Annotated in this window: 21 protein-coding genes; 5 read left to right on the top strand and 16 right to left on the bottom strand. The window is 67.2% G+C overall.

Features of this window, described 5'->3' with window-relative positions:
- A complete protein-coding gene (locus INQ43_RS10250; protein ID WP_194036374.1) occupies window positions 1-795 on the top strand; it encodes a thymidylate synthase in 795 nt (264 codons plus the stop codon).
- Between the two features lie 8 nt (window positions 796-803).
- Window positions 804-1,295, top strand: coding sequence for a dihydrofolate reductase (locus tag INQ43_RS10245; RefSeq protein ID WP_194037660.1), 492 nt, complete (start codon window positions 804-806; stop codon window positions 1,293-1,295).
- A 50-nt stretch (window positions 1,296-1,345) separates the two neighbouring features.
- On the opposite strand, the gene INQ43_RS10240 is transcribed toward INQ43_RS10245, so the two are convergent.
- The 9 genes from INQ43_RS10240 to INQ43_RS10200 form a co-directional block, all read right to left on the bottom strand.
- The gene (locus INQ43_RS10240) at window positions 1,346-2,233 is read right to left on the bottom strand and encodes a symmetrical bis(5'-nucleosyl)-tetraphosphatase (RefSeq protein WP_194036373.1); all 888 of its coding nucleotides are present in this window, start codon (window positions 2,231-2,233) and stop codon (window positions 1,346-1,348) included.
- A 13-nt stretch (window positions 2,234-2,246) separates the two neighbouring features.
- The gene (gene apaG / locus INQ43_RS10235; protein ID WP_194034161.1) at window positions 2,247-2,630 is read right to left on the bottom strand and encodes a Co2+/Mg2+ efflux protein ApaG; all 384 of its coding nucleotides are present in this window, start codon (window positions 2,628-2,630) and stop codon (window positions 2,247-2,249) included.
- A 63-nt stretch (window positions 2,631-2,693) separates the two neighbouring features.
- Entirely contained in the window at window positions 2,694-3,560 is an 867-nt protein-coding gene (gene rsmA, locus INQ43_RS10230; RefSeq protein ID WP_194036372.1) for a 16S rRNA (adenine(1518)-N(6)/adenine(1519)-N(6))-dimethyltransferase RsmA, read from the bottom strand.
- Window positions 3,557-4,543, bottom strand: coding sequence for a 4-hydroxythreonine-4-phosphate dehydrogenase PdxA (pdxA, locus tag INQ43_RS10225; protein ID WP_194036371.1), 987 nt, complete (start codon window positions 4,541-4,543; stop codon window positions 3,557-3,559). The genes rsmA and pdxA overlap by 4 nt, the downstream gene beginning before the upstream one ends.
- Window positions 4,544-5,881: a peptidylprolyl isomerase gene (locus INQ43_RS10220; RefSeq protein ID WP_194036370.1), complete on the bottom strand. Its 1,338-nt coding sequence runs from the start codon at window positions 5,879-5,881 to the stop codon at window positions 4,544-4,546.
- Complete coding sequence (gene lptD / locus INQ43_RS10215; protein WP_343221385.1) at window positions 5,878-8,238, bottom strand: LPS assembly protein LptD; 2,361 nt, start codon at window positions 8,236-8,238, stop codon at window positions 5,878-5,880. Before lptD ends, INQ43_RS10220 begins: the two co-directional genes overlap by 4 nt.
- A 109-nt stretch (window positions 8,239-8,347) precedes the next feature.
- The gene (locus tag INQ43_RS10210; protein ID WP_194037658.1) at window positions 8,348-9,271 is read right to left on the bottom strand and encodes a histone deacetylase family protein; all 924 of its coding nucleotides are present in this window, start codon (window positions 9,269-9,271) and stop codon (window positions 8,348-8,350) included.
- 26 nt (window positions 9,272-9,297) lie between these two features.
- Window positions 9,298-9,852 (bottom strand): cob(I)yrinic acid a,c-diamide adenosyltransferase, encoded by a 555-nt coding sequence (locus INQ43_RS10205; RefSeq protein ID WP_194036369.1) that lies wholly within the window; start codon window positions 9,850-9,852, stop codon window positions 9,298-9,300.
- A 9-nt stretch (window positions 9,853-9,861) separates the two neighbouring features.
- The gene (locus tag INQ43_RS10200; RefSeq protein WP_194036368.1) at window positions 9,862-10,437 is read right to left on the bottom strand and encodes a DUF6580 family putative transport protein; all 576 of its coding nucleotides are present in this window, start codon (window positions 10,435-10,437) and stop codon (window positions 9,862-9,864) included.
- 41 nt (window positions 10,438-10,478) lie between these two features.
- Between INQ43_RS10200 and ubiH the strand changes: the two genes are divergently transcribed.
- Window positions 10,479-11,807: a 2-octaprenyl-6-methoxyphenyl hydroxylase gene (ubiH, locus tag INQ43_RS10195; protein WP_194036367.1), complete on the top strand. Its 1,329-nt coding sequence runs from the start codon at window positions 10,479-10,481 to the stop codon at window positions 11,805-11,807.
- The gene (locus INQ43_RS10190) at window positions 11,804-13,018 is read left to right on the top strand and encodes an FAD-dependent oxidoreductase (protein WP_194036366.1); all 1,215 of its coding nucleotides are present in this window, start codon (window positions 11,804-11,806) and stop codon (window positions 13,016-13,018) included. The genes ubiH and INQ43_RS10190 overlap by 4 nt, the downstream gene beginning before the upstream one ends.
- 30 nt (window positions 13,019-13,048) lie before the next feature.
- Here INQ43_RS10190 and INQ43_RS12940 read toward each other — a convergent pair whose 3' ends face one another.
- The 4 genes from INQ43_RS12940 to INQ43_RS10170 form a co-directional block, all read right to left on the bottom strand.
- The gene (locus INQ43_RS12940; RefSeq protein ID WP_228062485.1) at window positions 13,049-13,795 is read right to left on the bottom strand and encodes a hypothetical protein; all 747 of its coding nucleotides are present in this window, start codon (window positions 13,793-13,795) and stop codon (window positions 13,049-13,051) included.
- 115 nt (window positions 13,796-13,910) lie between these two features.
- On the bottom strand, window positions 13,911-14,984 hold the full coding sequence (gene rlmM / locus INQ43_RS10180; RefSeq protein WP_194036365.1) for a 23S rRNA (cytidine(2498)-2'-O)-methyltransferase RlmM: 1,074 nt from the start codon (window positions 14,982-14,984) through the stop codon (window positions 13,911-13,913).
- A 2-nt stretch (window positions 14,985-14,986) separates the two neighbouring features.
- Entirely contained in the window at window positions 14,987-15,562 is a 576-nt protein-coding gene (locus tag INQ43_RS10175; RefSeq protein ID WP_194037657.1) for a nucleoside deaminase, read from the bottom strand.
- Between the two features lie 50 nt (window positions 15,563-15,612).
- The gene (locus INQ43_RS10170; protein WP_194036364.1) at window positions 15,613-17,367 is read right to left on the bottom strand and encodes a glutamine--tRNA ligase/YqeY domain fusion protein; all 1,755 of its coding nucleotides are present in this window, start codon (window positions 17,365-17,367) and stop codon (window positions 15,613-15,615) included.
- Between the two features lie 129 nt (window positions 17,368-17,496).
- On the opposite strand from INQ43_RS10170, the gene INQ43_RS10165 reads away from it, so the two are divergent.
- The gene (locus INQ43_RS10165) at window positions 17,497-17,766 is read left to right on the top strand and encodes a DUF2007 domain-containing protein (protein ID WP_194036363.1); all 270 of its coding nucleotides are present in this window, start codon (window positions 17,497-17,499) and stop codon (window positions 17,764-17,766) included.
- Between the two features lie 25 nt (window positions 17,767-17,791).
- Here the strand turns inward: INQ43_RS10165 and INQ43_RS10160 are convergent, their stop codons facing one another.
- From INQ43_RS10160 to ahpC, 3 genes are all read right to left on the bottom strand, one after another.
- Window positions 17,792-18,706, bottom strand: a complete 915-nt coding sequence (locus INQ43_RS10160; protein ID WP_194036362.1) for a LysR substrate-binding domain-containing protein — start codon at window positions 18,704-18,706, stop codon at window positions 17,792-17,794.
- A gap of 56 nt (window positions 18,707-18,762) precedes the next feature.
- Entirely contained in the window at window positions 18,763-20,376 is a 1,614-nt protein-coding gene (gene ahpF, locus INQ43_RS10155; RefSeq protein WP_194036361.1) for an alkyl hydroperoxide reductase subunit F, read from the bottom strand.
- Window positions 20,377-20,692: 316 nt separating this feature from the next.
- Complete coding sequence (gene ahpC / locus INQ43_RS10150) at window positions 20,693-21,256, bottom strand: alkyl hydroperoxide reductase subunit C (protein WP_194036360.1); 564 nt, start codon at window positions 21,254-21,256, stop codon at window positions 20,693-20,695.
- Window positions 21,257-21,457: the final 201 nt, after the last annotated feature.

The following is a 21,457-nucleotide window of genomic DNA, read 5'->3' as shown; positions in this document are numbered from 1 at the left end:
ATGCGCCAGTATCTGGATCTGATGCGCCATGTGCTCGAGCGCGGCGATGAAAAATCCGATCGCACGGGCACCGGCACCCGTAGCGTGTTCGGCTGGCAGATGCGCTTTGATCTTGCCGCCGGGTTCCCGCTGGTCACGACCAAGAAGCTGCACCTGCGCTCGATCATCCATGAGCTTTTGTGGTTCCTGCAGGGCGATACCAATATCGGCTACCTGCGCGAGAACCGGGTGCGCATCTGGGACGAATGGGCCGATGAGGCTGGCGAGCTGGGCCCGGTGTACGGCAAGCAGTGGCGGCGTTGGGCGGGAGCGGACGGGATCGAGGTCGACCAGATCCAGTGGGTGGTCGACGAGATCCGGCGCAATCCGGACTCGCGGCGGCTGATCGTGTCGGCGTGGAATGTCGCCGAGCTGCCGCAGATGGCGTTGATGCCGTGCCACACGCTGTTCCAGTTCTACGTGGTCAACGGCAGGCTCAGCTGCCAGCTCTACCAGCGCAGCGGCGACATCTTCCTGGGCGTGCCCTTCAATATCGCCAGCTACGCCCTGCTGACCCACATGGTGGCGCAGGTGTGCGGGCTGGAGGTCGGCGACTTCGTCTATACCCTCGGCGATGCGCACCTGTATTCGAACCACTTCGAGCAGGCGCGCGAACAGCTGTCGCGGGAGCCGCGCGCACTGCCGCGCCTGACGCTCCGCCCGGAAGTGACCGGCATATTCGACTTCAGCATCGATGACATCAGCATCGAGGACTACGATCCGATGCCCGCCATCAAGGCGCCGGTGGCGGTGTGAACCCGCCGGTGGTGCTGGTCGCGGCGCTGGACCGCAACGGCGCGATCGGGCGCGACAATGACCTGCCCTGGCGGCTGCCGGACGATCTGAAACGCTTCAAGGCGTTGACCTTGGGCAAGACCCTGCTGATGGGCCGCAAGACCGCCGAGTCGCTGGGCAGGGCGCTCCCCGGGCGACGCAACCTGGTGCTGACCCGCAGCGGTCGCGCCCCGTTTCCGGGCATGGAGGCCGTGGGCAGCGTGCATGAGGCAATCACCGCCGCGCGGAGCGGGGGAACCGTTGCGCTGTGCGTGATCGGCGGCGGCGAGGTCTACGCGCTGTGCCTGCCGATCGCGACGCAGCTGCAGCTGACCCACGTCGACACGGCTGTGGAAGATGCAGATGCGTTCTTTCCGGCCTTCGACGCGAACAACTGGACCGTCACCTCGCGCGAGTCACAGCCGGCGGATGAGCGGCACCGGTTTGCGTTCGAGTTCGTAGAGTACGTGCGCAAGCCCTGAGACGGCGCATTCCGTGGCTCCGATGCTTCGACGTGCCGTCGCCGCCGGACCTACTTCTGCGATGTCTGCGGCGCACGCTGCGGTCGTGAGCGATGACGCGGCCTCGGCGGTGGTGCGGGCTTGTCGCGTCCGGGCACCTGCACGACCCGCAACTCGCCGGTGTCCAGCTGCAGCGCGGTCAGTTTGCCGCCCCAGACGGCACCGGTGTCGATCGCGTGCACGCCATGGCCGATGAACAGGTCCAGCGCCGACCAGTGCCCGCAGACGATCTTGAGGTCGCGCTCGACGCGCCCGGGAACTGCGTACCAGGGGTACAGGCCCGGGGGCTGGGTACCGGGGACGCCTTTCTCCTCGTAGGCGATCCGGCCCTTGGGTGAGCAGTAGCGCATGCGGGTCAGCAGGTTGATGATCGCGCGGTGGCGATCGATCCCGCCCAGGCGCGGATTCCACGCCGGGCCGTCGCCGTACATGTGCCTGAGCAACTGCCGGTACTGGTCGCCACGCAGGGCCGCCTCGACCTCGCGGCCGTGCTTTTCCGCCAGCTGCGTGGTCCATTTCGGTGCGAGTCCGGCGTGGATCATCATCCAGCCCAGCTCGCGGTCGATGTGCACCATCTCCTGCATGCGCAACCACGTCAGCAGCTCGTCGCGATCGGGCGCGAACACCACTCGCTGCAGGTCGGCGTTGACCTTGCGCTGGTCTTCCTCGCGGCGCTCACCAATGGCCAGAAGTGACAGGTCGTGGTTGCCCAGCACGACGCTGGAGTTGGCGCGCAGGGAATGGACCAGGCGCAGCGTTTCCAGCGATTGGCCACCGCGATTTACCAGGTCGCCGCAAAACCACAGGCGGTCACTGGCCGGATCGAAGGCGATGCGCTCCAGCAGGCGCTGCAATTCGTCGTAACAGCCCTGCAGATCGCCGATGGCCCAGACACTCATGCCGGACCTGCCATCAGTGAAGGGTGCGCGGCACGGTCAGGGTGAACGCGGGTATCGGGACCTCGAAACGGGTGCCATCACCGGTGACCATTGTGTAGCTGCCTTCCATCGTCCCCAGGTCGGTGTCCAGCATCGCGCCGGAGGTGTACTCGAAACCTTCGCCGGGATGCAGCCAAGGCTGCTCGCCCACCACGCCGTCGCCCTCGACCCGATCGACCTTGCCGTTGGCGTCAGTGATCACCCAGCGACGCGAGACCAGTTGCGCCGATTCATCGCCGGCGTTGCCGATCCGGATCGTATAGGCGAACAGGAAGTGGCCGTTGGCAGGCTCGGATTGCTCATCCAGGTAGCGCGTGGTCACATCGATCGTGATGGCGGGGCCGGTACGGTGTTTCATGTCAGACAGTGTAGAGGCTGGCCGCAGCATAAGGGAGCGTCTGCGACCGGTTCGCGGCAGTGGTCAGGCGGGCCGTTCCGTCAGCGAGTTCGCCAGACGGACGAAATCCGCCACCGGGATCTGCTCCGCGCGCGCCTGCGGCGAGATGCCGGCGGCCTCCATCGTCGCGGTATCGCATATTCGCGAGAGGGCGTTGCGCAGGGTCTTGCGGCGCTGGCCGAACGCGTCACGCACCACGTTGGCGAACACCGTGCGATCGGCCACGCCAATCTCCGTAGCGGGCCGCGGGACGAGGCGCACCACGGCCGAGTCCACCTTGGGCACCGGGTGGAAGGCGCCCGGGGGGACGATGAACAGTGGGTAGACGGTGCAGTAGGCCTGCAGCATCACACTCAGCCGGCCGTACACCTTGCTGCCCGGGCCCGCGGCCATCCGGTCCACCACCTCCTTTTGCAGCATGAAGACCATGTCGGTGATGGCAGCGGCGTGCTCGAGGGCGTGGAAGAGAATGGGCGAGGAGAGGTTGTAGGGCAGGTTGCCGACCAGTCGGATGCGCGCGTTCGTCGTTCCCGCGCCAGGATCGCTGTCGGCGTCACTGCTGGCCGCCAGCGCGGTGAAGTCGACCTGCAGCACGTCGCGATGGATGACATCCAGCTGACCGCGCTGTTTGGCCATCTCGATCAGCGGCCCGACGAGGTCGCGATCGAACTCGATGACGGTCAGCTGGCCATGGCGGTCGAGCAGCGGAAAGGTCAGCGCGCCCTGGCCCGGCCCGATTTCAACCAGCCGGTCGCCCGGTTTCGGGTTCACCGCCTGCACGATCCTGTCGATGACGGAGCGGTCGTGGAGGAAGTTCTGGCCCAGATGCTTCTTGGCCGGACTCGAGAAGGCTGAGCCGAACGGGCGGGCGGTGCTTTTGTGGGAACTCATCGCGCCATTATGGCGCTGCGGCCGCGTGCCATGCGTGCACACGTGGCCATCGCGGCGATCAGGCTTGACGGGTCGGCGCTGCCTTTGCCGGCCAGGTCCAGCGCCGTGCCGTGGTCGACGGCCACGCGCGGGTACGGCAGTCCCAGGGTGATATTGACCGCCTGCTCGAAGCCGCTGAACTTCAGTACCGGCAAGCCCTGGTCGTGGTACATCGCCAGCACGGCATCGTAGTGGCGCAGACGGGCGGGCAGGAAGGCGGTGTCCGCCGGCAGCGGACCTTCCAGCACCATGCCCTCGCTGCGCAGCGAGGCAAGAACCGGTTCGATCACCTCGATTTCTTCCTGGCCCAGATGACCCGCTTCCCCTGCGTGCGGATTCAGGCCCAGCACGGCGATGCACGGACGCTCGATACCGAAGTCGCTTCGCAGCGCCGCATGCAGGGTGCGCAGCGTGGCGACCAGCGCGCCCGGCGTTATGGCATCGGCGACCTCGCGCAGGGGCAGGTGGGTGGTGGCCAGTGCCACCCGCATCGTCTCATTGGCCAGCATCATCACCACGCTGCAGCGCGCCTGGGTCGCCAGCAGCTCGGTGGTGCCGGTGTAGGCAATGCCGCCCTGGTTGATCACCGCCTTGTGAACCGGGCCGGTTACCAGACCGTGGAAATCGCCTCCCAGGCAACCGTTGGCAGCAGTCTCCAGCGCATCGATCACTGCACGGGCGTTGGCGGGATCGGGCCGGCCGAAGGCGACGCCAACGGCATTGGGAATGGCATGCAGGGCGAGCTCGCTGGCGCGGCCTTGATCGTCTTCAGGTGCGACCAGGCGCAAGGGGAGATCGAGCGCATGGGCGGCCGCCTGCAGGGTTTCCGGATCGCCGAAGGCGGTCAGCCGGTGGGTGCGCGCCGACTGCACAAGCCGCACGCACAACTCCGGACCGACGCCGGCCGGTTCGCCCGGAACCAGCGCGAGCCGGAGCTGGGCCAATCAGTTGCCGCTGGCGTCGGTCGTGCCCGCTTCGCCCGCGTCGCCGGCACCGGCTAAGTTGCGGAAGTCCACGAACGCCTCGCCGCGCATTTCGCGCAGGAACCGGTTCCATTCGTCTTCCAGCTTGCGCCGGCCGATCGTCTCGCGGACCTGGTCGCGCTGGGACGTATCGCCCACGTCGCTCTGGCGCGATCCGGCGCGTTTGACGATGTGCCATCCCGCCTGGGTACGGAACGGTGCGGAGACCGCGCCGTCGTCGAGCTGGGCCACTTCGCCGCCAAAGTCGGGACCGAACTGGTCGCGGGCAAACCAGCCCAGGTCACCGCCGCGGGCCTGGGAGCTGGGGTCCTGCGACTCCTCTCGCGCGAGCGCGGCGAAGTCAGCGCCGCCGAGCAGGCGGGCGTGCAGGGTGTCGGCCTTGGCTTTTGCTTCCGCCGCACTCGTGGTCTCGTCCACACGGATCAGGATGTGGCTGGCCTTGTACTGGGTGACCATGCTCGGAGCGGCCTGGGATGCATCGCGGCTCTCGACCACCTGCAGCATCTGGAACCCGCTCGGGCCGCGGATCGGCTCGGTGACCTGGCCCGGGCTCATGCCGCGCACCAGGTCGGCAAACGCGGACGGAATCTCGTCGCTGCTGCGCCAGCCCAGATCGCCGCCCTCAAGCGCATTGGGACTGTCCGAATAACGCACCGCAGCGGCTGCGAAATCCATCTCGCCGCGCTTGATCAACCCCTGCACGCCTTCGATTTTGGACTGGGCCGTGGCGATCTGCTCCGGGGTGGCGCCCTCGGGCACCGCGACCAGGATATGGGCCAGGTGATACTGCGTGCCTGAGCCCTGCTGGGCGGCGAGCGCGGCATCGACCTCGGCGTCACTGACGGAAATCTGCGACTGCGCCAGGCGCTGGCGCAAACGCTGCACCAGCAGTTCGTCACGGATGGATTCGCGGAACTGCGGCAGCGAGGTTCCGTCGCGCGCCAGTTGCGCGGCGAGCTGGTCGACACTGACCTGGTTCTGGGCGGCGATCGCGCTGATGGTCTGATCGACTTCCTGGCTGCTGACCTTCACCCCGGTGCTGTTGGCACGGGCGACTTGCAGCTTGAGCAGGACAAGACGCTCGGCCACCTGGCGCTCAAGCACTTCCGGTGGCGGCAGTTGCTCGGTGCGACCGGCGTACTGGGCGCGGATGTTGGCCACCGCGCGGTCGAGCTCGCTTTGCAGGATGACGTCCTCGTCAACCACCACCGCGATGCCGTCGATGGGAGCCACCTGTTGCGCGAATGCGGGCGCAAGCAGCAGCGCGCCGGCGAGGAGAGACGCGAATAGTTTCTTCATGGAATTTGATCGAGGGAGTTGTCGAAATCGTCGTCTTCCAGAGAGGAAGGCGGCACAAGATAGAGATCATCACGATCGTAACCGAGGATAGCACGGCTCAAAATCGTCTCGGTTTTCTGGCCCGCCGATCCCAGGCCCTTGAGTTCGAATTCCAACCGCAGTGAGTCATCCAGGTCGCCGTTGCGCTCGCGCACGTAGCGGCGCGCAATGAAGCGGACCGCCATGCAGCAGCTTTCCCATTGCACGCCGGCGATGGATTCCAGCAGTTTGCGGTCGTCGATCGCGTAGTAGTAGCGGCCGACCACGCTCCAGGCATTGTTGATCGGATACAGGAACGAGAAGTCGACCTGCTCGGTCAGGTCACGGCGGTAGCGGTAGCCCAGGTTGACCACGCCCTTGTCGCCAACCAGGTAGCGGGTGCGGATGCTGGCGAGGTCCTGGCGGCGGTACTTGGGATCCCACTGGTACGCCATGTTGATGCTCCAGCGCCTGGTGGGCGAGATGCCCACGTCGGCTACCCACGCCGACTTGCCTTGCTCCACGGCGGTCTCACCGGGCACGACCACGCGGCTGTCGTCGAAATACTGGATCTGGCCGAGGCTGGCCGACAGGCGCTCGCGACCGTTGGCGTCGTTGATGAAGCGCGTGGTGAGGGCGGTGGTCAGCTGGTTGGCGTCGATCTGGCGATCCGGGCCGGTGTAGCGGTTGTCGCGGAACAACTGGCCCCAGCTGAACGTCATCGGATTGGTATCGAAACGCGGCAGGCCGTTCTGGTCGCGATACGGCACATTCAGGTAATAGATCCGCGGTTCCAGCGTCTGCGTGTAGGTGTCCTTGCCGAAGCTGACCTTGCGGTCGAAGAACATCCCGGCGTCCAGCGAGGCGATCGGCAGGCTGCGGCTGGGACTGGCATCACCGCCATTCGCCGCGGCAAGGGCGTCGTCGAGGTCGTAGGCGGTGTGGCGCCAGGCGATCTTCGGGGTTGCATACCAGCTGGAACCCTCCAGCGGCATGCTCACATAGGGCATGACGTCCAGGCGGCTGCCTTCGTTGCGGACTTCGTGGCGGAAACGGACGGCTTCGGCGGTCACACCGGCCTCGAACCAGTTGCCGAAGGGCTGGGACCAGTTGAGGTAGGCCCGCGGCAGCCGGTCGTAGCGAAGGTTTCTCTCGCTCAGGGTGTAGTCGGCCAGCTGATTGTGGTCTGCCATCAGCCCGGCATCCCAGTTTGCGCCCCGGCCGTAGAGGCCCATGGAGCTGCGTATCTGCCACGTTGACAGGCCGTACAGCGTGTTGCTGAAGTCTTCCAGGTAGTGCGTGTCGCTGACCCATCCCAGGTTGGCCTGCGCGCGCCACTGACCATTGATCCGGTGTACGCCGCGGAACTGGAACTGGCCGCGGTCGTCGCCCGGCAGCGTGGCGCCGGCTATAGGCCGGCCGTTGGCATCCTGCAGATACCGATACGGCTGGTTTTCCGGCAGCCGGTCCTTGGGCATCCAGTCGCCGGACACCTCGCCGCTGCCACCGTCGTAGAGCCAGCGGAATTCACCTCCCAACTGGACCCCGCGCTTGCTCATCCAGCGCGGGGTGAGGGTGGCATCGTAGTTGGGCGCCAGGTTGAGGTAGATCGGCTGGCGCCAGTCGAAGCCGTTGCGGCCGGACAGTTTCACCGCCGGGTACAGCAGCCCGGTGCGGCGCTCGTCATCGATGGGGAACATCAGCCATGGCACGTAGAGGATCGGCACGCGGCCGACGCGGACGACGGCATTGCGCGCGACGCCGGTGCCTTTCTCGGTGTCGAAGTCGATCCGCCTGGCCTGCAACTCCCAGCTGCGCTGCGAGGGCGGACAGGTCGAGTACGTCGAACCGATCAGCGAGCCGCTGTCACCCTGGATCTCGATGCGCTCAGCGCCACCGTTGCCTCGCTGCTCGATCAACTGGTAGCGAAGGTCTTCGATCGTATGCGTGTCCGCGTCCTGGTCCCCGTGCGCGCGCTCGGCGACGATGCGCATGCCCGAGTCCTGGTAGCGGACGCTGCCGTCGGCCACGTAGGTGCCGTCATCGCTGCGGTAGCTGAGCTGGTCGGTGCCAAGGAACTGGTCACCGCGACGCAATGCGACATTGCCCTGGAACACGGTGTTGTCGGTCTCGCTTGCGTCGAGCGCATCGCCGGAGATGTCGGTGGGCTGATCGATGCGGGCACCGTCGATGCCGACCGGTTGCGGCGCATCGTCAAACGCCGGCACGGCGTCTTCCAGCGGACAAAGACTCCAGTCTTCGGAGGCGCGCGCGGAGAACGCCGGCAGTGCCAGGGCGATGCACATCGATAAACGGAGCAGGGGGAAGCGACTGTGCACGCGGCGATCCGGTAGGCATGGAGCGGCCGCTAGCTTGCCGCATCGCCCGGAGCGCGGCAACGACGCGGTGCAGGTCCGCACTGGTTCAACGTTCATGTTTGCGCCGTCTTCAGTTTTCAAGCAGCGCATCGACGTGCGCAATCGCGCACTCCTGGAGCGCCTTCAGGTCGTAACCACCTTCCAGCATCGAGACGAGGTGCCCACTGGCGTGGCGTTCGGCGATCGCTACCAGTTCACCGGTCAACCAGGCGAAATCGTCCGCGTCCAGCTGCAGGTCGGCAAGCGGGTCACGTCGATGGCCGTCGAACCCGGCCGATACCAGGACGAGCTGCGGGCGGAACGCCGCCAGTGCGGGCAGCAGGTCGCCCGACCAGAGTCCGCGAAACGCCCCGCTGCCGGTCTGCGGCGCCAGCGGACGATTGATCGCGTTGCCGATGCCGACGTCGCCGGCTGCGCCGGTGCCGGGAAACAAGGGCGATTGATGCGTGGAGAGATAGAGCACGCGGGCATCCGCGGCAAAAATCGCCTCGGTGCCGTTGCCGTGGTGCACGTCGAAGTCAACGATGGCGACGCGGGTCAAGCCGTGGACCCAGATCGCGTGTTCGGCGGCCAGAGCGATGTTGTTGAACAGGCAGAAACCCATCGCCTGCATCGATGTTGCATGGTGGCCTGGCGGGCGTACCGCACAGAACGCACGTCGGGCCTGGCCGCCCAGTACAGCATCCACCGCGTGGATTCCTGCGCCGGCGGCGTGCAGTGCCGCGTCCGCGGAGCCCGGGCTGAGCACCGTGTCGGGATCGATATGGAGTGTGTCGTCGGCATCCTGGAAGCGGCTGTCGAGTATCAGGGCGACCAGATCAGCGCGATGCACGCGCATGATCTGCTCGCGGGTGGCCGCAGGCGCGTGGTGCCACCGCTCGTTGGGCCAACGCGTGGAGATGGCTTCCACCACGGCCTCCAGGCGCGCAGGACTTTCGGGGTTGCCCGGTCCGGGTCGATGTTCCAGGCAGGTGGGGTGCGTATACAGGCGCAACAGCGGTGCGCGTTTGCCCACGACGATCAGCCTTTCCGGCGCTCGTGGTTCCACACCACTTCACCGTGGCCGCTACCGCGCGCGAGGACCCTTGCCAGGACGAACAGCAGGTCCGACAGCCGGTTCAGGTAGCGGATCGCCTCGGGACGGACCGGCTCCTCGCGCGCAAGGGTGACCGTCGCGCGCTCGGCGCGGCGGACCACGGTGCGTGCGATGTGGCAACGCGCGCCCGCTTCGCCGCCGCCGGGCAGGATGAACTCCTTCAGCGCTGGCAGGTCCTCGTTGAAAGCGTCCAGATGCTGCTCAAGCCGGTCCACGTCGGCGGTGGTGATGGCCGCATGGCCCGGAATGCAGAGCTCTCCGCCGAGGTCAAACAACTGGTGCTGGATGGAGACCAGCAGATCGCGGATGGGGTCTGGAACTTCGACCGCAAGCAGCAGGCCGATGGTCGAATTGGCCTCGTCTATGGTGCCGTAGGCGTTGACCCGGGCCGAGTCCTTGCCGGTGCGGCTGCCATCGCCCAGACCGGTGCTGCCATCGTCACCGGTGCGCGTGTAGATCCGGGAAAGACGGTTGCCCATGGCGCCGGGTCAGACCGTTTGCGGGCGCAGCGAAGGCACGCGCGAGCGCAGCAGTTCGAAGCCGCCAAACAGGACCGCCGAATAGAACAGCGTTCCCAGCACGCTCCACTTGAAGAACGGAATGCCGGCGACGTAGGCGGCCGCAAGCCCGGCGACGGTCTTGGGATACATGGCATCGAAGGCGAACACGCTGAAGTTGGTCACCAGGAAGAACAGGATCGACCCGGCCAGCGAGTAGCCCAGTACCGAGCCGCCACTGACCTTGCCCCGCATCCCGAAGCCCATCACGGTGGTCAGCACGATGCAGCCGTAGACGACCCAGATGCCGGCGCCGCCGAACCAGCTGGCATACAGGCCGCCGTTGACGCCGGCGAGGACCAGGTCGGACACGAACAGGCCGATCAGGGGCATCAGCAACGCCCAGCTGCGGTTGGCGAAATACGCCCCACCAAAAAGCGCGATCGCGGTGATCGGCGAGAAGTTGGGCGGGTGCGGCAGGACCCGGGTCAGCGCGGCGAGCACGATCAGTGCGACGAGCACAAGCGGGCCGGCAGTCAGCAGGGAGCGGGAATCGGAATTTTTCATCGTGGCTGGGTGTGGAACGACGGAGCCGTTAGCATAGCGCAATGGCCGCATCGTCCCGATCCCCCGAATCCGCACCCATCCCCGGCAACGCGGCGAATGCCGCAGGCGACGCCGCTGCGGGCACCGCTGAGGCGCCGGTCATCCATGACGTTCTGATCATCGGCGGCGGGCTGGTCGGCTCCAGCCTTGCGATCGCGCTGGAGCCGCTGGCGATCAACGTCGGGCTGGTGGAAGCGGTCGCTCCCGGTCCCTCCGATACCAGCGTGTTCGACCAGCGCAACCTCAGCTTTGCCGAGGCGACCGTCAACGCCTTGGCCGCGCTGGGAGTGATGCAGGAGCTTGCCTCTCCAGGCGGTCCGATCAAGCGGATCCATGTCAGCCGCCGCGGTGATTTCGGCCGCAGCGTTCTGGAAGCTGCCAACCACGATCGCAGCGAGTTCGGCAGGGTGGTGGTCGCGCGCGACTTCGGGGATGCGCTGGAGAAGCGCCTGTCGGGACTGCAGCGCCTGCGCCGGTACCGCCCTGCGCGCTTCCTTGGGTTTTCGGAGACCGCCCACCGCGGCTGCAGGGCGGTGCGGCTGGCGGAAGGCGACGGTGAGCGCACCGTGCTGGCGCGGCTGGTGGTGGGTGCCGACGGCACCCGCAGCGCCGTTCGCGGCGCGCTGGGCATCGGCACCAGTGAGCACGATTACCGGCAAACACTTTTTGTCACCCGGCTGCGGACCGACCGTGCTCCCGACGGCACCGCCTACGAGCGTCTGGGCGATGACGGTCCGACCGCACTGCTGCCACGCGGCGATCGCCACTACGGACTGGTCCATGCTGTCGCGCGCGATGACGCCGACGCCGTGGGGGCCCTGGATGAAGCAGGCTTTTTAGATTGGGTGCAGGAAGCCTTCGGCTGGCGCGCCGGGCGCTTCCTGGCCTGCGGTCCGCGGGTCGCCTATCCGCTGGTGCGCGTGCTGGCTGATCGACAGGTCGCTGAGCGCGTCGTCCTGGTCGGGAACGCCGCCCAGACCATTCACCCCTTGGGCGCTCAAGGATTCAATCTGGGGCTGCGGGATGCCCTGACGCTGGCCGAGCTGATCAGCAACGCGCGCGACGCCTCTGCGCCGGTCGATTGTGGTGACGCCGAGCTGCTGTCCGCTTATGTCGCTGCGCGCGCCGAAGACCGGCGGCGGACGCTGGAATTTTCCGATGGTCTGGCGCGCCTGACGGCCAACCCTTCCGAGCTGCTCCGACCGCTGCGCAGCATCGGCCTGCTGGCGATCGACCGCTTGCCCTCGTTGCAGGCCGAGGTGGTGGCGGGCGCGCTGGGTTACCGGGCCGATGTGCCCGCGCTGTGCCGGCCGGACGGAGCGCAATCATGAGTCGCCGCGGCGTGCTGGATGCGGTGGTGGTGGGTGCCGGGGTCGTCGGTACCGCGGCAGCGCTTGGGCTCGCCGGGCAAGGTTGGCAGGTCGCGCTGGTCGAGGGCCGCGAGCCAGCGCCGTGGCGCCACGACCTGCCTGACCTGCGCGTGTTCGCCGTTGCCCCTGACAACATCGAGCTGCTGGAACGCCTCGGCGTATGGGAAGCGATCCGCAGCGCTCGTGCCCAGCCGTATCGACGCATGCAGGTGTGGGATGCAGCAGGTGGTGGCACGCTGGCCTTCGACGCCGACCGCCTTGGCCGCCGCGATCTGGGCTGGATCCTCGAGAACGGGCTTTTGATCGATCGACTCTGGAAGGCCGCGTTGGGCGCCGGGGTGGAACTGCATTGCCCCGACAAGGTCACCGCGCGGGAGCACAACGAGGATGATCGCAGCGAAGTCCTGACGCTGGCGTCCGGCAATCGGTTACGCGCCCGGCTGGTGGTGGCCGCCGACGGCGCCGACTCACAGCTGCGGCAGATGGCCGGAATCGACGCGCCGCGCCACGAGTACGGCCAGCGCGGTCTGGTGGGTTTCATCCGTCACTCCCGATCGCACCAGTCGACCTGCTGGCAGCGGTTTCTCCCCGGCGGTCCACTGGCATTCCTGCCATTTGCCGATGCCGAGGACGGCAGCCCGCGCAGTTCCATCGTCTGGAGCCTGCCCGACGCAGAGGCCGAGCGCCTGCTGGCGGTCGATGACGAGGCGTTCCTGACGGAGCTGGCGCGGTCATTCGACGGGCCTCTGGGCGAACTGACGGGCGTTTCGCGCAGGGCGGCGTTTCCCCTCCGCCGACAGCTGGCGACCACGCAACTCAGTGGACGAATGGTGCTGGTCGGCGACGCGGCCCACGCGGTCCATCCCCTGGCAGGTCAGGGCGTCAATCTGGGCCTGCGCGATATCAATGCTCTCCTGGCGACCCTGGCGTCGTCCGCACCGCGCGATGGCGCCCGGCGCGATGACGATGTCGGCGCATCGCACCGATTGACGCACTGGAACCGCCAGCGCCGCAGCGACGCTGCGGTATCGGCCTACGCGTTCGAGGCGATCAATCTCGTATTTTCCAATGATTCCCTGATGCCGACCCTGGTGCGTGGGCAATTGCTGGCGCTGGCGGGCCGGGCGCCACCCCTTACGCGGGCCCTGTGGCGCCACGCGGCCGGCCTCTAGCGTCCCGCGCAGCGCGGCGCGCCGATTGCTTCAGCGGGTCCAACCTTTGAGCTCGGCCTTGCTGAGCTTGCCGTCCCTATCGGTATCGACCGCCTTGAATTCCGCGGTCAGTGTCGGGTTCGAGGAGGCTTCCGCGGCGTCGATGACGCCATCATCGTTGGTATCCATCGCCGCGAAGTCGACGTGGTACTCACCCACGATTGAATCGGGATGTTGGGAGACGATGGTCACCTCGGGCTCGACCACTTCGGCAACGATCAGGGTTTCGGAGACCGGCGGTGCCGGCAGCATCGCAGCCGCGTCTTCGGCTGCGGCGGCCGCGGCTGCTGCGTTGGCGGCCGCATCAGCGGAGAGGTTGCCGGCGCGTTCGGCCTCGGTCGCGGCATCGCGTGCCTCGGCCACCGCGCGTTCGGGCTGGTTGCCTACGTCCGCGTAGCTCTTTGCTCCAAGCGCCTCGTTTGCCGCTTGTCCAGCCAGATTGGACGCTTCGCGCGCCTCCACGGCGGACTGGTCGGCGACGGAGGCTGCATCCGCGGCGATCGCGGCGCCATGGGCGGTCAGCGCACCGGCTTCCATCGCTTTCGCTTCGCGCGCGGCCTCCCCTGCAATCTCGGCGGCGTCCCTGGCGGCATGCGCGTCGTCAACTGCCTGTTCTGCTGCATTGGCGGCGTCGACCCTGGATTGGGGATCAAGCCGGGCATCCTGCGCGGTGACGGTTGCGGATACGCCCATTGCGGTGACAAGGGCCAGGCCGAGCAGGCTCGCTTGCATTTTCATGGTGCCACCTCACAGTCTGCGGGGGAGGCAAAAAGCGTGCGGCGCCACGGGTTAATCCGACGTCAATAAACAGGCGGCTTGCCTGAACGGATCCGACGGCGCGCGTCGGCGAACCTCAACGCGAGGGCATCGCCAGAACCGTGATCTCTTCACGATCGTGATAAAGCTGACGTGCGCGGATGGTCATCGGCCGGTGGGTCTGCAGCTCGAAGGCTTCCAGACAGATACGCGTCTCCTCCCAGCGCTTCTTCATCGGCAGCTTGAGGTTGAACACCGCCTGCTTGCACCAGCCTTCACGGAACCAGGTCGCCATGCGGTCGGCGACCTTGCGCGGCTGCTCGACCATGTCGCAGACCATCCAGTCGACCGGTCGCCGCGGCTGCCACTGGAAGCCGTCCGCCCTGACGTGCTCGACCCGGCCGCTGTCGAGCAGCTGCTCGCGCATCGGGCCGTTGTCGACCGCGGTGACCAGCATGCCGTGGCGCATCAGCACCCAGCTCCAACCCCCGGGCGCGGCGCCCAGATCGGCCGCCTGCATGTTGTCGCGAAGCAGGAGCCCGCGTTCGCGCTCGTCGAGCAGGGTCAGGAACGCCTCCTCGAGCTTCAGGGCCGAGCGGCTGGGCGCCTCGGCGTGCATGCGCAGGCGCGGAATGCCCAGGGGCCACGGCGAGCTGTCACGCGGATCGCTGGTGGCGAGCACGACGTGGTGCCCGCCAAGGAAGGCGACATGCAGGCGCGGCCGGCGCGGGTCGTCCTTCGCGCTCAGCCAGCCGGCCTTGCGCAGGCTCGGACGCAGCGCGTTGCCGAAGCTGCGGGCCAGCCCGGCCAGGGTCTTGCCGTCGTCGGAATCGGGATGCTCCACCCACAGCTCGCCGAACATCCCCGGCGCCACTTCGCCCTGTTCTTTCAGGGCGTCCAGGGCCTGCATGATGGGCGTGATGCGGTCGCTGGGGTTCAGGCCGGGCAGGTCGGCCAGGCGCAGCAGCTTCTGGCGGGCGAAGACGATCCGCTCCAGCGGCAAGGCCATCGCCAACGCACGCGCCCCGGAGGCGATGAACTCGACGTAGCCGTTGCCGCGTTCGGCGCGGGCATAGCCGGGGTGGCCGGCCAGCGCGGCGCGCTCGGTGAGTTCGGCGGCCAGTTCGGGTTCAAAGCCCGCGCGGCACCAGCAAAACAGGGCGTCGGGCATCGTCAATAGCCCGCCCCGCCGGAGCGGGCATAGTCTTTCAGCACCTCGCACGCCGCATCGCGCTGGATATCACGCACGACGTCGGTCCCCCGGCGGGTCAGTTCGCCGACCCAATCTGCCGGCAACGGGCCTTCATCGAACTCGGTCAGCGCTTCGACGTCTTCGCTGCGGGCGCCGATCAGCAAGCGGTCCACGCCGGCCCAGATGGTCGCGCCGTAGCATTGGCAGCACGGCTGCGCCGAGGTGGCCAGGGTGACCGGTCCGGCGCGAACGCCGGGCTCGCTCTCGTTCAGGCGACTGCGCTGGGTGCGCTGCTGGGCGAGCATGTAGGCCATCGTTTCGGCATGCGCCAGCGAGCACGCCTGCGGGATCACCCGGTTGACGCCGACCGAGATGATGCGGTCATCGGGGCCGAATACCGCCGCGCCGAACGGGCCGCCGCTGCGCGCTTCGATGTTGCGTGCCGACAGTTCGATTGCCAGGGCGACCTTCGCCTCATCGCCCGGATAGGGCGCGCTGGTGTCGATGCCCTCGTGAATCCACGCGGGCAGGGTCAGGTGCACCTGGGCGTACAGCATCGGCTGGAACTCCTTGGCAGGCTGCGCAGGCTGCTGCAGCCGTGGATCGGTCACGCCTTGGCCGCCCAGATGTCGCGCAGGGTGACGCTGCGGTTGAACACGGGTCGCTGCGGGCTGTGGTCCTGGCGATCGGCGACGAAATAGCCCAGGCGTTCGAACTGCCAGGACTGCTCGGGCGTCGCGTCCGCCGCGGCCGGCTCGATATAGCCGGTGACGGTGCGCCGCGATTCGGGATTGAGGTGGTCCTCGTAGGATTGGCCGTCGCTGTTGTCGTCCGGATCGGCGACCGAGAACAGGCGATCGTACAGGCGGACCTCGGTGGCCACCGCGTGCTCGGCGCTGACCCAGTGGATGGTGCCCTTGATCTTGCGGTTGGCGCCTTCCATGCCGGGCCGCGATTCCGGATCCAGCGAGCAGCGCAGTTCGATGACAGTACCGTCCGCGTCCTTGATGACTTCATCGCAACGCATGATGCCGGCGCCGCGCAGGCGGACCTCGCCGCCGGGCACCAGACGTTTGAAGCCCTTGGGCGGCACTTCGGCGAAATCGTCGCGCTCGATCCACAGGCGATTGGAGAACGGCACCTGGCGGCTACCGAAGGACTCGTCCTTGGGATGGTTGGGGAACTCCAGCGATTCGCCGTGACCGTCTTGCAGGTTGGTCAGCGTCACCTGCAGCGGGTCGATGACGGCCATGCGGCGTGCAGCGCTGACGTCCAGGTCCTCGCGCAGGCAGCCTTCGAGCACCGAGAAATCGATCACCGAGTTCACCTTGCTCACCCCGAGGCGCTCGACGAACAGGCGCAGCGACGCGGGCGTGTACCCGCGGCGGCGCAGGCCCAGCAGCGTGGGCATGCGCGGATCGTCCCAGCCGTCGACCAGGCCGGACTGCACCAGCGCCATCAGCTTGCGCTTGCTCATCACGGTGTAGTTGATGTTGAGCCGCGAGAACTCGATCTGGCGCGGCTTGGCGGCCTCCAGCGGCATGCCCTGTTCGGTCAGCGGGCGCAGCAATTCGGGATGGCCGGCCAGGTCGACGCGGTCCACGCACCAGTCGTACAGCGGCCGGTGATCCTCGAACTCCAGCGTGCACAGCGAGTGGGTGATGCCTTCCACTGCGTCGCCCAGCGCATGCGCGTAGTCGTACATCGGGTAGATGCACCAGGCGTCGCCGGTGTTCTGGTGGGCCAGGTGGCGGATGCGGTAGATGGCCGGGTCGCGCAGGTTGATGTTGCCGCTGGCCATGTCGATCTTTGCGCGCAAGGTGTGCGCGCCTTCGGCGAACTCGCCGGCACGCATGCGCCGGAACAGGTCGAGGTTTTCCTCGACGCTGCGGTTGCGCCAAGGCGATTCGCGGCCGGGTTCGGTCAGGCTGCCGCGGTACTCGCGCACCTGCTCGGCGGTGAGGTCGCAGACGAACGCATCGCCCTGCTCGATCAGCTTCTCCGCGCCCAGGTAGAAGACCTCGAAGTAGTCCGAGGAATGGCGCAGCTCGTTCCACTCGTAGCCCAGCCAGCGCACGTCCTCCTGGATCGCGGTGACGTACTCGATGTCCTCGCGCGAGGGGTTGGTGTCGTCCATGCGCAGGTTGCACACGCCGCCGAACTCGTCGGCGATGCCGAAGTCCAGGCAGATCGCCTTGGCGTGGCCGATGTGCAGGTAGCCGTTGGGCTCGGGCGGGAAGCGGGTCTTGATTGCCGTGTGCTTGCCGCTGGCGATGTCGTCGCGGACGATCTGGCGGACGAAGTCCTGCTTGATCGGCGCGTCGGCCGGAGGAATGGATGCTGAGGCGGTCGAGTCGGACATGCGGCGCGGGATCGGCGTGGGGAAGCGACCAGTCTAGCCGGTGTCGCCGGACTGCTGGCGCTCACGCGCGGCGGCGTATGGTGGAGCGATGCGAAGCCACGTCTCTGCCCGTCCCGGAGCCCGCCCATGATGCGGGTGGTCTATGAAGCCGCCGGCATCATCGATGCCCATCTTGTGCGGCATGCACTGGAAGCGGCGGACATCCCCGTATTCGTCAAGGGCGAGGCCCTGCTGGGCGGCATGGGCGAGCTGCCGATGTTCGGTCTGGTCCAGGTCTGCGTGCCGGAAGCGGCGTGGATGCAGGCGCGCGAGGTGGTCGACGCGCTGGACCTCGGCAATCCCGTTTCGCTCGAAGACGACCAGGTTGACTGGCTGGATGGGGCAGCGCCGGCGGTCTGATCCGCTGTCGGGTGCTCCCTGGTTTCTAGGATTCCGCCGGCGGCAGCAGCAAACCGGGTGGCAGTTCACGCAGCTGGCCGGCGATGCGCTCCAGCAACGAGGCCATCGCCGAGCTCCTGCGCCAGACCATGGCGATCGTGCGGTGCGGCGACTCGCCCTCGAAAGGCAACAGCGCGATGTCCGGCGACGGCGGCACCGGCGGTTGCACCGACAGCGCCGGCAGCAGGGTCAGTCCCACCCCGGCGGCGACCATCTGGCGCAGGGTTTCCAGGCTGGTCGCGCGGAACCCCTCACGCTCGCCCGCGCCGGTCAGGCGGCACACATCCAGCGCCTGGTCGCGCAGGCAATGGCCTTCCTCGAGCAGCAGCAGCGGGATCCGGTCGAGGTCGTCGATGGCCAGCGAGCGGCGCTTGGCTAGCGCGTGCTGGCGTGGAACCGCGAGCAGGAAGGGTTCCTCAAACAACGTCTCCACGTGGAGCTGGTCGTCGTGGATCGGCAGTGCCAGCAGCGCGGCATCCAGTCGTCCCTCGCGCAGGCGCTCGAGCAGGGCGTCGGTCTTCTCCTCCACCAGCAGCATTTCCAGGCGCGGGAACTTCTCCCGCAGGCCCGGCAGCACGTGCGGCAGCAGGTAGGGCCCCAGCGTGGGGAACATGCCCAGACGGATCGAGCCGGCGTCGGGATCCTGGCTGCGGCGCGCGATCTCGGCCATCTGGTCGACGTCCGCCAGCACGCGCCGGGCCCGTTCGACGATGTCGCGACCGACCGGGGTCAGCATCACCTTGCGCGGTGCGCGCTCCACCAAGGTCACCCCCAGCTCCTCCTCCAGCTTGCGGATCTGGGTGGACAGGGTGGGCTGGCTGACGAAGCTGGCCGCCGCGGCGCGGCCGAAGTGGCGGTGTTCGGCCAGGGCGACGAGGTACCTGAGGTCGCGAAGATTCATCGGGGATTCCAGACCCGCTGCCGCCGGCCGTTGGGCGCGGCGGCAACGGTTGGCCCTCAGGCCGCGGCGGTGTCCGCGGCCGCTGCCAGGGCGGCTGCGGCTTCGGCGGGCGCGGGAGTGCGGATCAGGTAGTCGAACGCGCTCAGCGCGGCGGTCGAGCCGGCACCCATGGCGATCACGATCTGCTTGTAGGGCACGGTGGTAGCGTCACCGGCGGCAAACACGCCCGGCATCGAGGTGGCGCCGCGCTCATCGATGACGATCTCGCCACGCGGCGACAAGTCCAGGTCGCCCTTCAACCATTCGGTGTTGGGCAGCAGGCCGATCTGGACGAAGATGCCGTCCAACGCCACGCGGTGGATATCGCCACCCTCGCGGTCCTTGTAGACCAGTCCGGTGACCTTCCTGCCGTCGCCGAGCACCTCGGTGCTTTGCGCGCTGACCAGGATGGTGACGTTGGGCAGGCTGCGCAGCTTGCGCTGCAGCACCTCGTCGGCGCGCAACCGGCTGTCGAACTCCACCAGGGTGACGTGGTTGACGATGCCGGCCAGATCGATCGCGGCCTCGACGCCCGAGTTGCCGCCGCCGATCACCGCCACGTCCTTGCCCTTGTACAGCGGGCCGTCGCAGTGCGGGCAATAGGCCACGCCCTTGTTGCGGTACTCCTCCTCGCCGGGCACGCCCATCTGGCGCCAGCGCGCGCCGGTGGCCAGGACCACGCTGCGCGACCTGAGCGATGCGCCATTGGCCAGCTGCACCTCCACCAGGCCGCCGGGTTCGCTGGCAGGCACCAGCTTTGTGGCCTGCTGCAGGTTCATGATGTCCACGTCGTACTCGCGCACGTGCTGCTCCATGGCCACCGCGAACTTCGGGCCCTCGGTGTGCGGCACGGAGATGAAGTTCTCGATTGACATCGTGTCCAGCACCTGGCCGCCGAAACGCTCGGCGACCAAGCCGGTGCGGATGCCCTTGCGTGAGGCGTAGATGGCCGACGCCGCTCCGGCTGGGCCGCCGCCGATGACCAGCACCTCGAACGGCGCCTTGGTCCTCATTTCCTCGGCCATGCGCTCGCCGGCGCCCGTGTCGAGCCGGGCAACGATCTGCTCGACCGACATGCGCCCGGTGTCGAAGGCCTCGCCGTTGAGCAGCACGGTGGGCACGGACATGATCTCGCGGGTTTCCACTTCGTCCTGGAACAGCGCGCCATCAATGGCCACGTGGCGGATGGCGGGATTCAGCACGCTCATCAGGTTCAGCGCCTGCACCGTGTCGGGGCAGCTCTGGCAGGACAGCGACATGAAGGTCTCGAAGTTGAACTCGCCTTTCAGCTCACGCACCTGCCGGGCCAGCTCATCGCTGATCTTGCCCGGGTGGCCGCCGACCTGGAGCAGCGCCAGCACCAGTGAGGTGAACTCATGCCCCATCGGGATCGCGGCGAAGGCAACGCCGATATCGGTGCCGACGCGGTTGATCGCGAAGGAGGGCTTGCGCGTCTGCGAATCGTCATCGCGGCGCAGCGTGATCTTCCCGGACATCGCGGCGATGTCGGTCAGCAGGGCATGCAGCTCCTGCGACTTGGCGCTGTCGTCCAGGCAGGCGACCAGCTCCATCGGCTGGGTCACGTTTTCCAGGTAGGTCTGCAACTGGGTCTTGAGGCTGTCATCGAGCATGGCAACGGCTCCATTGAAAGGGGGGAAGGCGTAGGGATGCTTGCAGGAGCGGCCTGGGCCGGGGGAGGGGGCCGGTGGGGGGTGCCGGTGGATATCTCCAGCATCCGGCTCAGCCCAGGCCGCTTGTGCAAGCAACCGGTGACGCGTCACCCACTCGCGTACGGCGAGATCGAGTGTGGAATCGGTGTGGAATCCGGCGAAACCAGCCCTGAAGAGCCCCGGGTGGAGAACACCCGGGGCTCGGATCATGCGCCCGGGCGGCTACAGCGCCCGGGCCGACATCTGGGCGACGCCGCAGCGTCGCCATTGCAGCGGTTTAGATCTTGCCGACCAGATCAAGCGAAGGAGCAAGGGTCTTCTCGCCTTCCTTCCACTTGGCCGGGCAGACCTCGCCGGGGTGGGCAGCAACGTACTGGGCTGCCTTGACCTTGCGCAGCAGCTCGCTGGCATCGCGGCCGATGCCGCCGGCGTTGATCTCGACGATCTGGATCTTGCCGTCGGTGTCGACAACGAAGGTGCCGCGGTCAGCGATGCCCTCGTCCTCGATCATCACGCCGAAGTTGCGGGTGATCGTGCCGGTCGGGTCGCCGATCATCGTGTACTTGATCTTCTTGATCGACTCGGAGGTGTCGTGCCACGCCTTGTGCGAGAAGTGGGTGTCGGTGGAGACGCTGTAGATCTCGACGCCGAGCTTCTGGAACTCCTCGTACTTGTCGGCCAGGTCTTCCAGTTCGGTCGGGCAGACAAAGGTGAAGTTGGCCGGGTAGAAGAAGAACACCGACCACTTGCCCTTCAGGTCGGCCTCGGTGATTTCCTTGAATTCGCCGTTCTTGAATGCCTGGGCCTTGAACGGTTTGATTTCGGTATTGATCAGGGACATCGCTGGATCCTCTTGCAGTGGATGGGGGAGAAGAAGCTACGAATCACAGGTTAGTGGGGCCTATGGGATTAATCAAATCGATTGATATGATTGATTCAATAGCCAAGACCTATCATTCGCGGCGGACGTTCGAAAACGCACATCGCCGGTGAAGGCGACCCTTTCGACATCGCGGCGTGAGCAGCGCTTATCAACCCCGGC

Source organism: Lysobacter sp. H23M47 (genome assembly GCF_015209765.1).
GTDB lineage: Bacteria > Pseudomonadota > Gammaproteobacteria > Xanthomonadales > Xanthomonadaceae > Novilysobacter > Novilysobacter avium.
This window is presented reverse-complemented; position numbering and strand designations above follow the sequence as displayed.

Bases quoted from the DNA above. Each gene is read 5' to 3' on its own strand.
- INQ43_RS10250 (WP_194036374.1), top strand. From the start codon at position 1: ATGCGCCAGTATCTGGATCTGATGCGCCATGTGCTCGAGCGCGGCGAT.
- INQ43_RS10240 (WP_194036373.1), bottom strand. From the start codon at position 2,233: ATGAGTGTCTGGGCCATCGGCGATCTGCAGGGCTGTTACGACGAATTG.
- apaG (WP_194034161.1), bottom strand. From the start codon at position 2,630: ATGAAACACCGTACCGGCCCCGCCATCACGATCGATGTGACCACGCGC.
- rsmA (WP_194036372.1), bottom strand. From the start codon at position 3,560: ATGAGTTCCCACAAAAGCACCGCCCGCCCGTTCGGCTCAGCCTTCTCG.
- INQ43_RS10220 (WP_194036370.1), bottom strand. From the start codon at position 5,881: ATGAAGAAACTATTCGCGTCTCTCCTCGCCGGCGCGCTGCTGCTTGCG.
- INQ43_RS10205 (WP_194036369.1), bottom strand. From the start codon at position 9,852: ATGGGCAACCGTCTTTCCCGGATCTACACGCGCACCGGTGACGATGGC.
- INQ43_RS10200 (WP_194036368.1), bottom strand. From the start codon at position 10,437: ATGAAAAATTCCGATTCCCGCTCCCTGCTGACTGCCGGCCCGCTTGTG.
- ubiH (WP_194036367.1), top strand. From the start codon at position 10,479: ATGGCCGCATCGTCCCGATCCCCCGAATCCGCACCCATCCCCGGCAAC.
- INQ43_RS10190 (WP_194036366.1), top strand. From the start codon at position 11,804: ATGAGTCGCCGCGGCGTGCTGGATGCGGTGGTGGTGGGTGCCGGGGTC.
- INQ43_RS12940 (WP_228062485.1), bottom strand. From the start codon at position 13,795: ATGAAAATGCAAGCGAGCCTGCTCGGCCTGGCCCTTGTCACCGCAATG.
- rlmM (WP_194036365.1), bottom strand. From the start codon at position 14,984: ATGCCCGACGCCCTGTTTTGCTGGTGCCGCGCGGGCTTTGAACCCGAA.
- INQ43_RS10175 (WP_194037657.1), bottom strand. From the start codon at position 15,562: ATGCTGTACGCCCAGGTGCACCTGACCCTGCCCGCGTGGATTCACGAG.
- INQ43_RS10170 (WP_194036364.1), bottom strand. From the start codon at position 17,367: ATGTCCGACTCGACCGCCTCAGCATCCATTCCTCCGGCCGACGCGCCG.
- INQ43_RS10165 (WP_194036363.1), top strand. From the start codon at position 17,497: ATGCGGGTGGTCTATGAAGCCGCCGGCATCATCGATGCCCATCTTGTG.
- INQ43_RS10160 (WP_194036362.1), bottom strand. From the start codon at position 18,706: ATGAATCTTCGCGACCTCAGGTACCTCGTCGCCCTGGCCGAACACCGC.
- ahpF (WP_194036361.1), bottom strand. From the start codon at position 20,376: ATGCTCGATGACAGCCTCAAGACCCAGTTGCAGACCTACCTGGAAAAC.
- ahpC (WP_194036360.1), bottom strand. From the start codon at position 21,256: ATGTCCCTGATCAATACCGAAATCAAACCGTTCAAGGCCCAGGCATTC.